17 protein-coding genes are annotated in these 15,149 nt (G+C 30.0%); 14 read left to right on the plus strand and 3 right to left on the minus strand.

Going from position 1 to position 15,149, the window contains the following annotated elements; translation table 11 throughout:
* Positions 1-191 precede the first annotated feature (191 nt).
* The 6 genes from BET03_RS11380 (at position 192) to BET03_RS11405 (ending at position 6,257) form a co-directional block, all read left to right on the plus strand.
* Positions 192-1,211 (plus strand): LacI family DNA-binding transcriptional regulator, encoded by a 1,020-nt coding sequence (locus BET03_RS11380; protein ID WP_120170421.1) that lies wholly within the window; start codon positions 192-194, stop codon positions 1,209-1,211.
* A 77-nt stretch (positions 1,212-1,288) separates the two neighbouring features.
* Positions 1,289-1,957: a deoxyribose-phosphate aldolase gene (deoC, locus tag BET03_RS11385; protein ID WP_120170422.1), complete on the plus strand. Its 669-nt coding sequence runs from the start codon at positions 1,289-1,291 to the stop codon at positions 1,955-1,957.
* Positions 1,958-1,979: 22 nt separating this feature from the next.
* Positions 1,980-3,155, plus strand: a complete 1,176-nt coding sequence (locus tag BET03_RS11390) for a phosphopentomutase (protein WP_120170423.1) — start codon at positions 1,980-1,982, stop codon at positions 3,153-3,155.
* A 10-nt stretch (positions 3,156-3,165) separates the two neighbouring features.
* On the plus strand, positions 3,166-3,555 hold the full coding sequence (locus BET03_RS11395; protein WP_120170424.1) for a cytidine deaminase: 390 nt from the start codon (positions 3,166-3,168) through the stop codon (positions 3,553-3,555).
* Between the two features lie 20 nt (positions 3,556-3,575).
* A complete protein-coding gene (locus tag BET03_RS11400) occupies positions 3,576-4,901 on the plus strand; it encodes a pyrimidine-nucleoside phosphorylase (protein ID WP_120170425.1) in 1,326 nt (441 codons plus the stop codon).
* A gap of 135 nt (positions 4,902-5,036) precedes the next feature.
* Positions 5,037-6,257 (plus strand): NupC/NupG family nucleoside CNT transporter, encoded by a 1,221-nt coding sequence (locus BET03_RS11405; protein WP_120170426.1) that lies wholly within the window; start codon positions 5,037-5,039, stop codon positions 6,255-6,257.
* Positions 6,258-6,423: 166 nt separating this feature from the next.
* Here BET03_RS11405 and BET03_RS11410 read toward each other — a convergent pair whose 3' ends face one another.
* From BET03_RS11410 to BET03_RS11420, 3 genes are read right to left on the minus strand one after another with little or no spacing between them, the layout of a single operon-like run.
* On the minus strand, positions 6,424-7,080 hold the full coding sequence (locus BET03_RS11410) for a queuosine precursor transporter (RefSeq protein WP_120170427.1): 657 nt from the start codon (positions 7,078-7,080) through the stop codon (positions 6,424-6,426).
* Positions 7,081-7,095: 15 nt separating this feature from the next.
* The gene (locus BET03_RS11415; RefSeq protein ID WP_120170428.1) at positions 7,096-7,863 is read right to left on the minus strand and encodes an acyl-CoA dehydratase activase; all 768 of its coding nucleotides are present in this window, start codon (positions 7,861-7,863) and stop codon (positions 7,096-7,098) included.
* Entirely contained in the window at positions 7,863-8,861 is a 999-nt protein-coding gene (locus tag BET03_RS11420) for a 2-hydroxyacyl-CoA dehydratase family protein (RefSeq protein ID WP_120170429.1), read from the minus strand. Before BET03_RS11420 ends, BET03_RS11415 begins: the two co-directional genes overlap by 1 nt.
* A gap of 454 nt (positions 8,862-9,315) precedes the next feature.
* Between BET03_RS11420 and BET03_RS11425 the strand changes: the two genes are divergently transcribed.
* The 8 genes from BET03_RS11425 to BET03_RS11460 all read left to right on the plus strand — a co-directional run bounded on the left by BET03_RS11425 (position 9,316) and on the right by BET03_RS11460 (position 15,072).
* Positions 9,316-9,879, plus strand: a complete 564-nt coding sequence (locus BET03_RS11425; RefSeq protein ID WP_120170430.1) for a TetR/AcrR family transcriptional regulator — start codon at positions 9,316-9,318, stop codon at positions 9,877-9,879.
* Positions 9,880-9,953: 74 nt separating this feature from the next.
* Positions 9,954-10,151, plus strand: coding sequence for a 4Fe-4S binding protein (locus BET03_RS14075; protein WP_279230399.1), 198 nt, complete (start codon positions 9,954-9,956; stop codon positions 10,149-10,151).
* Between the two features lie 91 nt (positions 10,152-10,242).
* Complete coding sequence (locus BET03_RS11435) at positions 10,243-11,061, plus strand: CPBP family intramembrane glutamic endopeptidase (RefSeq protein ID WP_120170431.1); 819 nt, start codon at positions 10,243-10,245, stop codon at positions 11,059-11,061.
* Positions 11,062-11,280: 219 nt separating this feature from the next.
* Complete coding sequence (locus BET03_RS11440; RefSeq protein ID WP_120170432.1) at positions 11,281-11,841, plus strand: DJ-1/PfpI family protein; 561 nt, start codon at positions 11,281-11,283, stop codon at positions 11,839-11,841.
* A 494-nt stretch (positions 11,842-12,335) separates the two neighbouring features.
* Complete coding sequence (locus BET03_RS14080) at positions 12,336-12,824, plus strand: Csac_0668 family 2Fe-2S cluster-binding (seleno)protein (protein WP_341255964.1); 489 nt, start codon at positions 12,336-12,338, stop codon at positions 12,822-12,824.
* A 151-nt stretch (positions 12,825-12,975) separates the two neighbouring features.
* A complete protein-coding gene (locus tag BET03_RS11450; RefSeq protein ID WP_120170434.1) occupies positions 12,976-13,692 on the plus strand; it encodes a hypothetical protein in 717 nt (238 codons plus the stop codon).
* 139 nt (positions 13,693-13,831) lie between these two features.
* Positions 13,832-14,041: a hypothetical protein gene (locus BET03_RS11455; protein WP_120170435.1), complete on the plus strand. Its 210-nt coding sequence runs from the start codon at positions 13,832-13,834 to the stop codon at positions 14,039-14,041.
* A 98-nt stretch (positions 14,042-14,139) separates the two neighbouring features.
* A complete protein-coding gene (locus BET03_RS11460; RefSeq protein ID WP_120170436.1) occupies positions 14,140-15,072 on the plus strand; it encodes a DMT family transporter in 933 nt (310 codons plus the stop codon).
* Positions 15,073-15,149: the final 77 nt, after the last annotated feature.

Below are 15,149 nucleotides of genomic sequence, written 5' to 3' on the forward strand. Positions count from 1 at the left end.
ATAAATTTGCAAAAAATATTGAAAGATTTAAAAAAATAATGTATAATTTATATGAAAACGATTTCATATTTATAAATAAGCTATTTTAAAATACATAATATCTTTTGAGTTAAAAAATACACAGAAAACATTTACTTGAAAGTAATTTTTTTGATGGAATGTAAGCGATTACATAATTAGAGGTGAACACTATGGCTGTTACAATAGATGATATTGCAAAGGCAGCAGGAGTTTCTAGTGCTACTGTATCAAGGGTTTTAAATAACTCTGGATATGTAAAAGATGAAACAAGAGAAAAAGTGTTAAAGGCTATAAAAGAGTTAAATTATACCCCTAGTGCCATTGCTAGAAGTTTATCTAAAAAGAAAACAAATACCATTGGAGTTGTTGTTCCTGAAATAAATAATCCTTTCTTTGGGGAAATAATAAAGGGAATAAGTGAAGTTGCAGATGAACATAATTTCAATCTGATACTATGTAATACAGACGAAGATATAAAAAAAGAACTAAGGGCTCTAAAATTACTTAAGGAACAGAGAATAGAAGGAATACTTATAACTCCAACGTCAACGGATAGTGATTATAGTAGCGAATATTTATGGACTATAGAGAATTTAGGTATCCCAGTAGTCTTAATAGATGGACATGTTAAATATTCTAATTTTAATGGAGTATTTGTTGACCATATAAAGGGTGCTTATGATGCAGTAAAAACTTTAATTGATGAAGGACATGAAAAAATTGCAATAATAACTGGTAGAATGAATTCAAGACCTGCTAGAGAGAGATTAGCTGGGTATAAAAAAGCTTTAAAACTACACAATATTCCAATAAAAGAAGAGTATATTTTTTATGGTGATTATACTCATGAAAAAGCCTATGAAATAACTAAAAAAATTCTAGAAATGAAAGACCGACCCACAGCCATTTTTGTTAGTAGTAATATGATGGTTTTAGGTTGTATTAAGGCTTTTAGCGAAAATAATATAGAAATACCTAAAGATATGGCAATTATAGGTTTTGACAAGGTAGAAGTATTAAATATAATAGGAATGAACATAAGCTTTATTAATGGTCCAACTATTGAAATGGGTAAAATTGCCATGAAAATGCTTATAGATATTTTGAATAATAGTCAAGCTACAGATACAAAGACAATTAATCTATCGCCTCAATTAGTATTAAAGGGGTCAGAAAAATATGTTAGATGACCTTAAACATATTTTTTGGAATGTGTAAGCGGTTACATATTAAGGCTTAAATAATTAAACAAAAGGAGATGATATAAATGAAGCTGGAAAGATACATAGACCATACATTACTAAAGCCTGAGGCTGTGGAGGAGCAAATAAAAAAAGTTTGTGAAGAAGCAAAAAAATACAACTTTGCATCAGTATGTGTAAATCCATATTATGTTCCCTTAGTGAGCAGGGAGCTTAAAGGAACTGACGTTAAGACATGTGTAGTTGTAGGATTTCCATTAGGTGCTACAACAAAAGAGGTGAAAGCCTTTGAAACAAAACAGGCAATAGAAAATGGAGCTAATGAAGTTGATATGGTAATAAACATAGGTGCATTAAAGGATAAGAAATATGATGTAGTAAGAGATGATATAAAAGCAGTAGTAGATAGTGCAAAGGGAAAAGCAATAGTAAAAGTTATAATAGAGACTTGCTTATTAACTAAAGAGGAAAAGGTAAAGGCTTGTGAACTTGCAAAAGAAGCTGGAGCAGATTTTGTGAAGACTTCCACAGGATTTTCAACAGGTGGAGCAAAAGTTGAAGATATAAGACTTATGAGGGAAACAGTAGGTCCTGAAATGGGAGTAAAAGCTTCAGGTGGAGTAAGAACAAAAGAGTTTGCAGAGGTTTTAATTGATACTGGAGCAAACAGAATAGGAGCTAGTTCATCCATAGCAATTGTTGAGGGAGCTAAAGATTCAGGGTTTGGATATTAATAAAGAATAGAGGTGATGTCCAATGATTAATAGAGTAATATGGATTGTCTTAGACAGTGTTGGTATGGGCGCATTACCAGATGCAGATAAATATGGTGATATTGAAGCTAACACCATAGGAAACGTATCAGAAGCCTTAGGAGGACTAAATATACCGAACTTAGAGAGACTTGGCCTAGGTAATATAGAGGGAATTAGAGGAGTGAAAATGGTAGAAAACCCCATAGGATGCTATGGAAGATTTGCAGAAATGTCAAATGGTAAAGATACAACAACAGGACACTGGGAAATGGTTGGTATATATTCAGATAAACCTTTCCCTACATATCCGGTGGGTTTTCCGAAAGATATAATCGAAAAATTTCAAATAGCGATAGGTAGGAAAGTTTTAGGTAATAAGCCAGCTTCAGGTACAGCTATAATTGAAGAACTAGGAGAGGAACATATTGAAACAGGTAATCCGATAATATACACATCAGCTGATAGTGTATTCCAGATTGCTGCCCATGAGCAAGTTATTCCAATAGAAGAGTTGTATCAAATGTGTGAGATAGCACGTAACATATTAGTTGGAGAGCATGCAGTTGCTAGGGTTATAGCAAGACCATTTGTTGGGAAACCAGGAAACTTCACTAGAACTGCAAATAGGAAAGATTTTTCATTAGTTCCACCACATGATACATTACTAGATAACCTTAAGAATAAAGGATTTAGTGTCATGGCAGTAGGTAAAATAGAAGATATATTTTCAGGAAAAGGGATTACAGAAGCAATACATACAAAGGATAACATGGATGGGGTAGATAAAACATTAGAATATATGCAAGAAGATAAAAAGGGACTTATTTTTACAAACCTTGTTGACTTTGATATGAGGTGGGGACATCGTAATAATTATAAAGCATATGGAAAAGGATTAGAAGAGTTTGATGCAAGACTTCCAGAAATAATTGATGCAATGAAAGATACCGATGTACTAATAATTACAGCAGACCACGGTTGTGACCCTACTACTGAAGGAACAGACCATACGAGAGAATATGTACCTTTTATAGCATATGGTAAGAAATTAAAAAATAATGTTAATCTTAAAACAAGAAAGACTTTTGCAGATATAGGTCAAACTGTAGCTGATATATTTGATGTTAAGCCTATAAAAAATGGTGAGAGTTTCTTAGAATTAATACTAAAAAAATAGGAGGCTAGATATGGATAAAAAGTTACTTATTAAAAAGGCATTAGAGGCTAAAGAAAAAGCATACTCTCCCTATTCAGGATTTAAAGTAGGAGCGGCCTTGCTCACAAAAAGTGGAAAAATCTTTACTGGTTGCAATATAGAAAACGCATCATATACTCCTACTATATGTGCAGAAAGAACAGCTATTGCTAAAGCTGTATCTGATGGAGAAAGAGAAATAGTAGCCATAGCAATAACAGGAGATTCTGAGTGGACATATCCATGTGGAGTTTGTAGACAAGTTATTAGAGAATTCGGTAATAATGCAATAATTATTATTACTAAATCAGAGGAAGAGTATAGAGAATATACTTTAAGTGAGTTATTTCCATATAGCTTTGGACCTGAAGATTTAAAATAATAAATTATGGGGTGATAACAATGAGGATGTATGACATAATTATGAAAAAAAGAAATGGAAAAGAGCTTACTACTGAAGAAATAAATTATTTTATTGAAGAATATTCAAAGGGAAATATTCCAGATTATCAAGTTTCAGCTTTGATGATGGCTATTTATTTTCAAAAGATGAATAAACGAGAAACTGCTGATTTAACAAAAGCTATGGCAAATAGTGGAGTAACAATAGATTTATCTGATATAGAGGGAGTAAAGGTGGATAAACATAGTACAGGTGGTGTAGGAGATACTACTACATTAGTTCTTGGACCAATAGTTGCAGCTACAGGAGTCCCTGTTGCGAAAATGTCAGGTAGAGGGTTAGGGCATACTGGAGGTACTATAGATAAACTAGAGTCTTTTAAAGGTTTCTCTGTAGAAATGTCAAGGGAGCAGTTTGTAAAGAACGTAAATGAAAAGAAAATTGCTATTGGAGGGCAAACTGCTGATTTGGCTCCAGCCGATAAAAAGCTTTATGCTCTTCGAGATGTTACAGCTACTGTAGATAATATTTCACTTATTGCTAGTAGTATCATGAGTAAAAAGATAGCTGCAGGTGCAGATGCTATAGTATTAGATGTAAAAACAGGCAGTGGAGCTTTTATGAAAAAAGAGGAGGATTCTTTTGAATTGGCAAAAGAGATGGTTGATATAGGGAATAATGTAGGTAGAAATACTGTTGCTATAGTAACAGATATGGATCAACCACTAGGGTTTGCAGTTGGGAATGCTCTAGAGGTAAAGGAAGCAATAGATACCTTAAAAGGAGAAGGGCCAGAGGATCTTACTGAACTTTGTTTAACCCTTGGTTCTCATATGCTAGTATTAGCAGAGCCAACAAAAACTATAGAAGAGGCAAGAAATATGCTTGAGGATGTTATAAACTCAGGAAAAGGGTTAGACAAGCTAAAAGAATTAATAGAAGCACAAGGGGGAGATCCCTCATATGTAGATGATCCATCTTTACTTCCTAAGGCCTCAATTGTGCAACCTGTATTAGCAACTAAGGAAGGATATGTGAAGTCAATAAAAGCTGATGATATAGGAAAAGCAGCGTTGGTGCTTGGTGCAGGTCGTGAAACTAAAGAAAGTGAAATAGATTTATCAGTAGGTATTGTACTTCACAAAAAAATAGGGGATTATGTTAAAGAAGGAGAAGCAATTGCTACGATACATGCCAATTCAGAAAAGAAGCAAAAAGAGGCTGAAAATATAGTTTTGAAAGCATATAACATAGTAACTGAAGAAGTAAAGAAAAATAAACTAATAAAAGGAATAATTACTAAAGATAGAATTGAAAGATTTTAATTTTCATTAAACTCAATAGGATAGTTTTGAAGGCTATCCTATTCCTCATAAGAATTATACTTTCTGACCAACATAAAAATGTTTTTATTCAAACTAAAAGTAAAAAATACTAAAGAAAAGAAAGGAGAAAAACAAATGAAAAACTTAATAAGTCTTGTAGGATTAGTTATCATGATAGGAATTGCTTATTTACTATCAGACAATAGGAGAGCCATAAACTGGAAACTAGTTGGTACAGGTGTAGGAATGCAGTTAATTTTTGCTCTGTTAATCTTAAAGTGGAAACCAGGTCAAATTGTTTTTAATTATTTAAATGATTTAGTTACTAAACTTCTAGATTTTACAAAAGAAGGGACAAGCTTTTTGGTTGGTGATCTTCTTAATGTGGATAGTTTTGGTTATATATTTGCAATACAGGTTTTACCTACAATTGTTTTCTTTTCCGCATTGATGGCAATTTTATATCATGTAGGTATAATGGACAAAATTATTACTTTTATAGCTAAGTTTTTAGCTAAATATTTAGGAACAAGTGGAGCAGAAACTTTATCAGCAACAGCTAACATATTTGTTGGACAAACTGAGGCACCACTAGTAATTAAGCCATTTATTAATACAATGACAAAGTCAGAATTATTGACAGTTATGACTGGGGGTATGGCAACAGTTGCAGGTGGAGTTATGGCAGGATATGTGTCAATGGGCGTAGAAGCTGGACACTTGATTGCTGCTAGTATAATGTCAGCACCAGCTAGTTTGGTTATTTCAAAAATAATGGTTCCAGAAACTAAAACTCCTGTTACAAAAGGTAAGGTAGAAGTTCAAATGGATGAAATTGATGCAAATATTATTGATGCCGCTGCTAGGGGAACAAGTGAAGGGTTAAAACTTGCACTAAACGTAGGAGCTATGCTTTTGTCCTTTATAGCCTTAGTTGCTTTATTTAATGCTATAATTGGATGGATTGGTGGATTGTTTGGTATGGACTATTTAAGCCTTGAATGGATTCTTGGTAGAGTTTTTGCACCATTAGCTTATGTCATGGGAGTACCAATGAGTGATGCTATAGCGGTAGGTAATTTATTAGGTCAAAAAATAGTTATAAATGAATTCTTTGCTTATGCAAATTTAGGAGAATTAATTAAATCTAATTCACTTAGTCCAAGAACTATTGTTATATTAACTTATGCTCTTTGTGGTTTTGCTAACTTCAGTTCAATTGGAATTCAAGTTGGAGGGATAGGTTCTTTAGCTCCAGAAAGACGTTCTGATTTAGCAAAACTTGGAGTAAAGGCATTAATAGGTGGTTCCTTAGCAGCATTTATGACAGCTACTATAGCAGGTATATTAATATAAAAAGTATAAGGTTTTAAAATAGAAGTGATGGGGGCAGGGCAGGTCTGTCCCACTATGTTTAAATAATTATCAGGGTTAGGTGTATTTAATTTAAGACTAATATTATATAACTAATGTCTAATTTTAGTACTAAAAATGCGACCAAATTGGTCGCATTTTGTTATGATTAACTTGTTACTTTATATTTTCCTTCAAAATTAATATACCTTTTAACAAAGTTAACAAGTATATAAACTAAAGGAGTATCACAAATAGCAATAATTAATTTTATCGTGTATTGACCTATAATTATACTCATTAATGGAGTACCTGTTCCATAAAAAGCAACTACTATAAATATTATTGTATCTATCATTTGAGAAACTAGAGTTGATAGGTTATTCCTAATCCAAAGATGTTTTTCATTGGTTAATTTCTTCCAAAAATGAAACGCCCATACATCATGATATTGACTTGTTAAGTATGCTAGCATACTTGCTATTACTATTCGTATATTGCTTCCTAATATTAGTTTATACTCTTGTTGATTTTGCCAAAATGGGGCAGGGGGCATTAATATAGCAATTTTAATCATTATTGCTGAAATAACACTTGCCAAAAAACCTAAGGTTACTACATATTTAGTTCTTTCCTTCCCCCATATTTCTGCAATTGTATCAGATATTGCAAATGTTAATGCATAACATAGTACTGCTGCTGGCCCTATTAAATTTCCAACCATTATAATTTTACTTGCTATTATATTACTAACAACAAGTAGGGCAATAAATATTGAAGCCAATAGTAAAAACATTTTTTCACTTCTGTTTATGCTGTATTTCATAACTATACCTCCATATCAATTGTTTTTTAATATCTTTTCTCCATAGAAACAACAACCTACAGCCCCATTAAACTGTGGTTCATTTAAAGTTATTACTTCATTAAAGTCATTAGATAAATATTCTTTTAATGCAGTGTTGTAAGCAACACCTCCTGATAATATTAATTTTTCGCCTCTAAACTTAACTATAATGGGCCTTAATCTTTTATAAAGGGAATAGTTTATACCAGCACATAAGGATTCAATATTAACCCCTTCTGCAATCTTTCCTATTAGCTCCGATTCAGAGAATACAGCACAAGTTGAATTTATATCTACCGGATTTTTATGATATTTAAACATATCCTCTAAAGGAATTTCTAAAATTGCTGACATATTTTCTAGATACCTACCACAGGATGCTGCACATTTATCATTTAATTCAAGGTCTGTTACAACACCTTTTTCGACCTTTATTACTTTTACATCTTGTCCACCTACATCTAAAAGGGTGAAGTTTTTAAATCCAGTTTGATATAGTGCCCCATATACATGGGCCTTTATTTCGTTTATAGGTTTAAAGGTTTTTAAATCTGTATTATTTCTTCCATATCCAGTGGATACACCTATATCTATATTACCAATATTTAGTTTTTCAATATTAACAATGATTTTTCCATCATAAGAACAGTAATCTCTATAGAATGACATAGTACTAACCTTAAACTTTTTAGCTATTTTACCTTCTTTCATCAATACTACTTTAACTTCCCTACTTCCCAGGTCTATCCCTAATATTTTCATTATTCCATCTCCTTTAGGTCAGATAACATGTCCAAAAAGGCTTCAATTCTTAATTTAGTTCTAGCATCAAGAGTATTCAGCTTATCTCCCTCTATATTTAAGACAGGAATATTTAGTTCCTTTTTTACTATAATATCTTCAATAGCTCTATGACAGAAAGCTTGGGTGTAGTGAATTATTCCATCTATTTTTCGCTCATGTATCTGTTTTTTTATTTCTTTAAGTCTAAAATTTAAATCATAGGGGTAAGTATAATCATAATATTGCTCATATATATTTCTTGCATTATTAGCCCTTGGAAAAGCAAATTCCCTTTGAACTTCATTGTATACAAAATGTGCATCAAGTTTTTCAACAAATTCATATATATCACAAGTCATAGGTGGTACTCCTATAAATCCTAACCTTATTTTTTTAGAATTAGGTTTTCTTTTGCTAATTTCTTTGATTTTTGATTCTAACAATTTTTTAAAACCTTCAACATCTTCATTAAAATCACTAAAGCTGACTTGATAAAGATGATTTTCAAAACCTGTAGCTTTATTGTCAATGTAAGTAAGTTTATCTAATTTTTTACCTAAATTTCTAATTTTATTAAGTTTTGCTCTTATTCTTTCTATTTCTTTTAAATCAACATTAAATGACGAAATAAATTCATTAATTGACTTTTTAACATCTTTTAGATTATGGATATGGGGATATGAAAAGGGGTAAATTTTAACACCTTCAGCTTTTAGTACCTCTACGAGAGCTTTAGTACTAGAACAATCACCTTCTACAACACCAACAATTTCTTTGATGTTATTCTCAACACATGCTCCATATATCCCCTTTATCCAAGCACATGAACTCTTTGGGAATCCTTTTCTTTCAGCAATATCTATATACTTATGGTAATACTCAGAAGTAATAAATACGTTATTTAAATCTACTACTTTATATCCCTTTGCTATTAAAACTTCTATTGGTACTGTTGTAGTAATTCCTATTATAGACATAACCTTTAATCTCCTTTGTATTTTGAAAAAATTTCCTTTAGATACAACAAAAAAAGGGCATACCTGCCCTTATAAATTACACTACCTTTGCCGGTAGCTGGCCCGTAGTTTTGTTTAGAGACAGGATGGTTTCGAACTGTCTTATTCTATTGTTCTAGATAAGTATATCATAATTAATATGTATATGACAATGATGACGTAAACGTTTTGTTTCACACATTTTTCCAGGATGAAAGAGTAAGATTCTAGATGTGATAGGGAAACGACAGAGTGTGTGACAATAGTAAAAAAATTAATATATGAGAAGTGGCATGACAAACGAAACATCTTATCGTAACCTCTTAATTTTTAAAAGGAATACATATTACCATTTATTTCTTGACATTACCCAAATTAGTAGTATAATTAAGGTAAACTAAATTCGTGAAAAAAGTTTACCTGGAGGGATGGTAAATTGAATATAAAAAAACAAATTATCAATGCAACATTAGATTTAATAGAAAGACATGGATTAAAGAATTTACGAGTTGATGAGATTGCTGCTAGTGCTGGGATTAGTAAAAGAACATTGTATCGATATTTTCCATCGAAAAAAGCATTAATTAGCTTTATAGTTATTGAAAAGCAAAAGTATATTATAAGCCAAATTGAAAAAATATTTGAAAAACCAAATGATGAAATTTCAAAATATGAAAAATTAATAACTTTTGTTACTAAAGAGGTATCCAAAGTTAATAATGGACTATTTGAGAGTTTAAAAAAGTATCCAGAGCTATATGAAAAGATTAAAGAGGGACAAAATCAATGGAGGTTAAAAATTGAAAAGCTTATAGAGGTTGGTATTAAAAAAGGTGAAATTAGCCCTGAATTTGAACCCAAGATTGTGGCTTTTTTATTAATTAAGCTGGCTAATAGTATATTTGACCCAGATTTCTATATAAATAACAAAGTAACCTTTAAAGAAGTTTCAGATAATCTAAAAAGAATGGTTTTAAAAGGAATAGTTAAGAGGGATTAATATGAAATTTGTGTTAGTTTTTATTTAGCCAAATTGTTCATTTAATAGGAAAAAAAAGAGAATTACCGATCAATATTAACACTGAAGAATGTAAGAAATGTAGAAAATGTATAAATGAGTGTCCAGTTGGAGCTATAAGCATAGACGATAGTATAGGTATAGATTTTAACAAATGTATTCATTGTTATCACTGTGTATCTACATGTCCCTTTAAAGCTGTAGAAAGTCCAATAGAAAAACTAGATGAAATGATAAGTATAAACAAAAAATAATTGGAATGGAAGAACTAAAAAATAAAATAATAGTTTAAAAGTGGAAGTAAATTTAATTTTTACAATAGTTAATTGAGGGGGATATATTATTATGGTTAAAAATTTAAAAAGTTCTTTTAAAAGGATAATCTATTTTTTTATAATTTCTCATGGTATTCCATTTTTAATGACTGGAATATTTATGATGCTAGAAAAATCAATTTATATATCTAATCCGATTTTTAGTGGATTAATATATATTGGCTTACTAAGTCCAACATATGCTGCATTATTTGTTATATATACCTTCTATAATAAAAAAGAAAGGAAAGAATATTGGATAAGTACTATTGATTTTAAACGGATACCAGTAAAATGGTATTTAATAATTATTAGTTTTCCAATTTTAATAAGATTTTTGGGTTCCATTATTGATGCTGGATTTGTATTTAATAATATTGAATTTAAAATATCGACCCATATGACCTTAACCTATGGAATTACATTATTATTTTTTGGGCCGATACCTGAAGAACTAGGTTGGAGGGGTGTTGCATTACCAGAGCTACAAAAAAAGTTTGGTTTTACTATAGCTGTGTTATTCCTTGGTTTTATGTGGGCTACTTGGCATGTACCTTTATTTTTTATTAAAGGTACATATCAATATCAGTTAGGATTATTTAGTCCTTCATTTTGGAATTTCATGTTTGGTGCTTTTTCTATCTCTGTTATTTATGGGGTTATTTACAATAAAACCAATAAGAGTATTTTGGCAGTTATCCTATTTCATTACTTTGGTAATTTAACAGGGGAAACCTTTGTAACAACATTTAATGCAGGGATAGTATCAACAGTTTTACAGGGACTAGTAGCATTAGCCTGTATAATATATTATAGAAACAAGAATATGACAGGGGCACATTTCGTTTAACATATTCGATTTATAAAAGAGTGATATGACGTGTTTGGTGATGTGAGTCAGAAGATTATCTTCTGGCTAATTTTTTACTTAGTATGAATTTAAATTGAAAGAGTAGCTGCATATACAAGAAAAAGATCTAAGGCTAAAAACACAAAAGAATAAAAATTAAAGGTAAAAAGAAGTTAATGTAGAAGTTATCTATACTGGGTAAAAATTAAGGGGGATTTTATGAAAATATGTATATTTTATTATGATGGATTTTGTGAATTTGAGGTTGTTTTGAGTGCATTAATATTTAGGGATAATCATTTTACAGTAGCATTAGAAAATCGTGTATATATAAGTGAAGAAAAACAAAAGTATTTACCTGATAAAACTATCGATGAACTTAATCCTGATGAAATTGACCTTTTTATTATTCCAGGAGGAAATCCTAAATACTTGTATACTAATCTTAAGCTTAAAAATTTTATTAATGAGTTAAACAAAAGGAATAAATTTGTTGCAGGTATATGTGCAGGAACATATCTTATGGCAAGATATGGTCTGCTTAAGGGTAAAAGATGTACTGGAGATTCATCTGGCCTTCAAGAGAACAAAGAGTATATTGATTTGTTTAAGGATGCAGTTATCACAAAGGAAGATGTAGTTGTTGATGGAAATATTGTTACATCTACTGGTCAAGCCTTTATTGAATTTACCTTTGAGTTATGTAAATTAATGGGTATATATGAAAATAATGATGAAGCCTTAATGGATTATAGATGGTTTAAAAATATTAAGCAGTAAAGATTAAGAATGTTATCACATCATGGTGTCCAATGACTGCAATAAATGCAGATTATCGTGTAATAAGATTAATACAAAACTATTCCAAATAAAAAAATTGAAGGAGTCCATTTAACAGACTCCTTCTTTTACATTTTACTCTGATTTAGTATCTACCAAAACCATATGGCATAAATAATATAACTAGTAGTAGGAAGAAGAATAACAATTCACTACTGTCACCACATCCACCTAAGCCACCTAAGAATCCTTTATTTTCGGACATTATAATCCTCCTTTCATAACCCTTTTAGCTTATTGAGTCAACATTATCCTTTGCTAATAACATAATATGAATTACGAGTTTATTTGTTACAAAGCTGCTAAAACAATATAAAAGTTATAATTATTAAAAAGTTATTTATAGATAATATAATTTTGATTATGTGATTTAATAAAGTTAACTTTAAATTTTCCTAAAATATCTAAGTAAATGTAAATTAGGAGGACTTTGTATGAAGGAAAACAAATGTAAACAATCTTGCTGAGAGAATAGTACAAAATCTACTAGTTTAGTAGAAAATAAAGTATGTCCCCTTTGCAATATAGAGGGAATAGAGGTAAAAGATATAACAGTAAAAAATATGGTTAATGAAGATCTAGTAGAAAAAATAAATACTGATATATATTGTTTATGTGTTAATGAAGATTGCAATGTTGCCTATTACAATAACAAAATAAAAACAATTATTAGAACAGAAGAGATAAAAGTACCTATATGGTTTAAGAAAAACGCTGATCCTAAATATATTTGTTATTGTAATAAAGTAACAGAAGAAGATATTGTTAATGCTATAAAAGAAAAGAATGCTAAGAATATTAAGGATATTATAAAGATAACTGGAGCTATGAGAAATAATAATTGTGAAATAAATCATCCAACAGGAAAGTGTTGTAGCTCTGTAATCCAACAAACTATAAACAGGGTACTTAAAGATTATTGAACTAGTATTTAATATAAAAAATTATATGGAGTATTCTGCCTAAATTCTAATTTTTGTTATCACAAAATCTTCACACTAACTGTCTATAATATAATTACTAAAGGGGAAAAATAAAAAAGAGCCATCTATTTTAAATGAAAGGGGAAGTGAAATGAAAAATCCCAAAATTAAGATGGTAACTACAGTATTGATTGTAGTTTTAGTTTTAACTATAGGTGTAACTGCTTTGGCAAATAATTTAAACAATGAAAATTTTATTAGATATAGCAGAAAATTGGGGATATCTCAAGAATACAACAAACATGATGGGTATATGAAATATATACTTGACGAATTAGTAGAAGAAGGTAAAATAACACAAAATAAAGCTGACACTATATTAGAGTATATAGAAAAAAGAGTAAAAGAGAAAAAAGAAATGAATAAGCAAAAAAGAAAATATAATAAAAAAAGATTAAGCTTAAGGATAAATATATTACAAGAGTTAGAAGAAAAAGGCATAATAACTAACGAAGAAGCACAAGCAATTAGAGAAAAGCAAAAAGAGCTAAGAGATAAAAAATTAACCAGATTTTTAAATAAATTAGTTGATAATGGAATAATTGAGGAACAAGATGTAGGAAAGATTAGGGTATATATAGAAAATAAAAGAGAAGAAAAAAGAAAAGAACTGGAAAAAATAAAAAATATGACAGTAGAAGAAAAAAGAGAACACTTTAAAAATCATAAAAAAAGAAAAATAGATATAATTGACCAAATGATTCAAGATAAGATTATAACTGAAGAACAAGGAGAAAAAATAAGAAAAATTCTACCAAGAAAAAAATTTAAAAAGCATAAGTGTAGACCTCGTGGCAAAAAACAGTAAAAAAGATCTTCGAAAAATTTGATAACAAGAAAAATTAGTAATATTTTGAGCCCTTGTAATAATGCAAGGGCTTTTTGACCAACTAACCTATTGGTATTCTCAAGATGAGAGGGCATAAAAGTATTATAAAAAATTAGGTATGAAAGAAATAGAAAGACACTGGCAGTTTAGTGTTTTTCCTACAGAAGAACAAAAGAAAATGTTTAAAAAAGATGGATTTGATTGTTGGCAAATGAGGGGCTCTTGTGCAATAAATGATTTTGAAAAAGTAAAGAAAAAATATAATTTGATAGAAGAAGATGATGCATTAAAACCAAGGGTTTGTATTGGATATGAGTATATATTTTAAAAATAAATTCATAAAAAATCGTGCAATTAAAGGATTGTTATAATATAATAGAGAAGATTATATTATTAAGAATTGTATTTGCTTGGGGGAAGTAATTAATGGCTAAGAATAATAAAAAAATTTATTTATTAATGACTATGGCAGCTTTATTTTGGGCTGGAGCATTTATTGCAGGTAAACTAGGAGTAAATGAATTATCCCCTATATCCCTAACCTTTTTTAGGTTTTTCTTTGCATCAATAATTATCTTTTTTGTAATGGTAAAATACGAAAAAAAGAACTGGAGACTAAAAGGTAAGGATTGGATTCCTGTAATTATTACTGGAGTTGTAGGGATGGTAGGTTATCATATTTTCTTTTTTACTGCACTAAAGTATACTCAAGCAAGTAATGCTTCAATATTAGCTGCCACTAATCCAATAGTTACGGCAGTATTAGCGTCATATTTTATCAATGAAAAACTAGTGATAAAAAGAATAATAATTTTAATATTAGCGCTAATAGGAGTCATTTTAACAATAACTAATTGGAATATAAAAACATTAGTTAATTTCACCTTTAATAAAGGTGATTTAATAATGTTAGTAGCTGTTACTTGTTGGGCTACATACTCTGTAATTGTTAAGAAAATAATGGATAGATATAGTCCTTTAATCCTAACAACCTATAGTTTTATTGTATGTACAGTAGTTTTATTTCCATTTGTAATAAGGGAATTTTTACAGATTAGTATTTTTGATATTTCAATTAAAGGTTGGTTACCTGTAGTTTATATGGCTATATTCCCAACAGTAATAGGATATTTGATCCAGCAGATGGCTATTAAAGAGATTGGAGTTAGCAGGGCAGCAATTTTTATTAATCTAGTTCCTGTATTTTCAGTAATTTTAGCAGCAATTATTCTTAATGAAAAATTAGGATATTTAAGACTTATTAGTGGTTTTATGATAGTTTTAGCAGTATACCTTAATTCACAGATAAAAGAAGAAGCTCCTAAAAAGGTAAGGAAGGTATCCAGTACTAATATATAAATTAAGGGACAACAAACTATGGTATAATAGGTTCTAAGGGATCAAAATTAATTTACAGTTAAGAGCAATTTGTGATT

The organism is Thermohalobacter berrensis (assembly GCF_003609645.1).
Taxonomy (GTDB): domain Bacteria; phylum Bacillota; class Clostridia; order Tissierellales; family Thermohalobacteraceae; genus Thermohalobacter; species Thermohalobacter berrensis.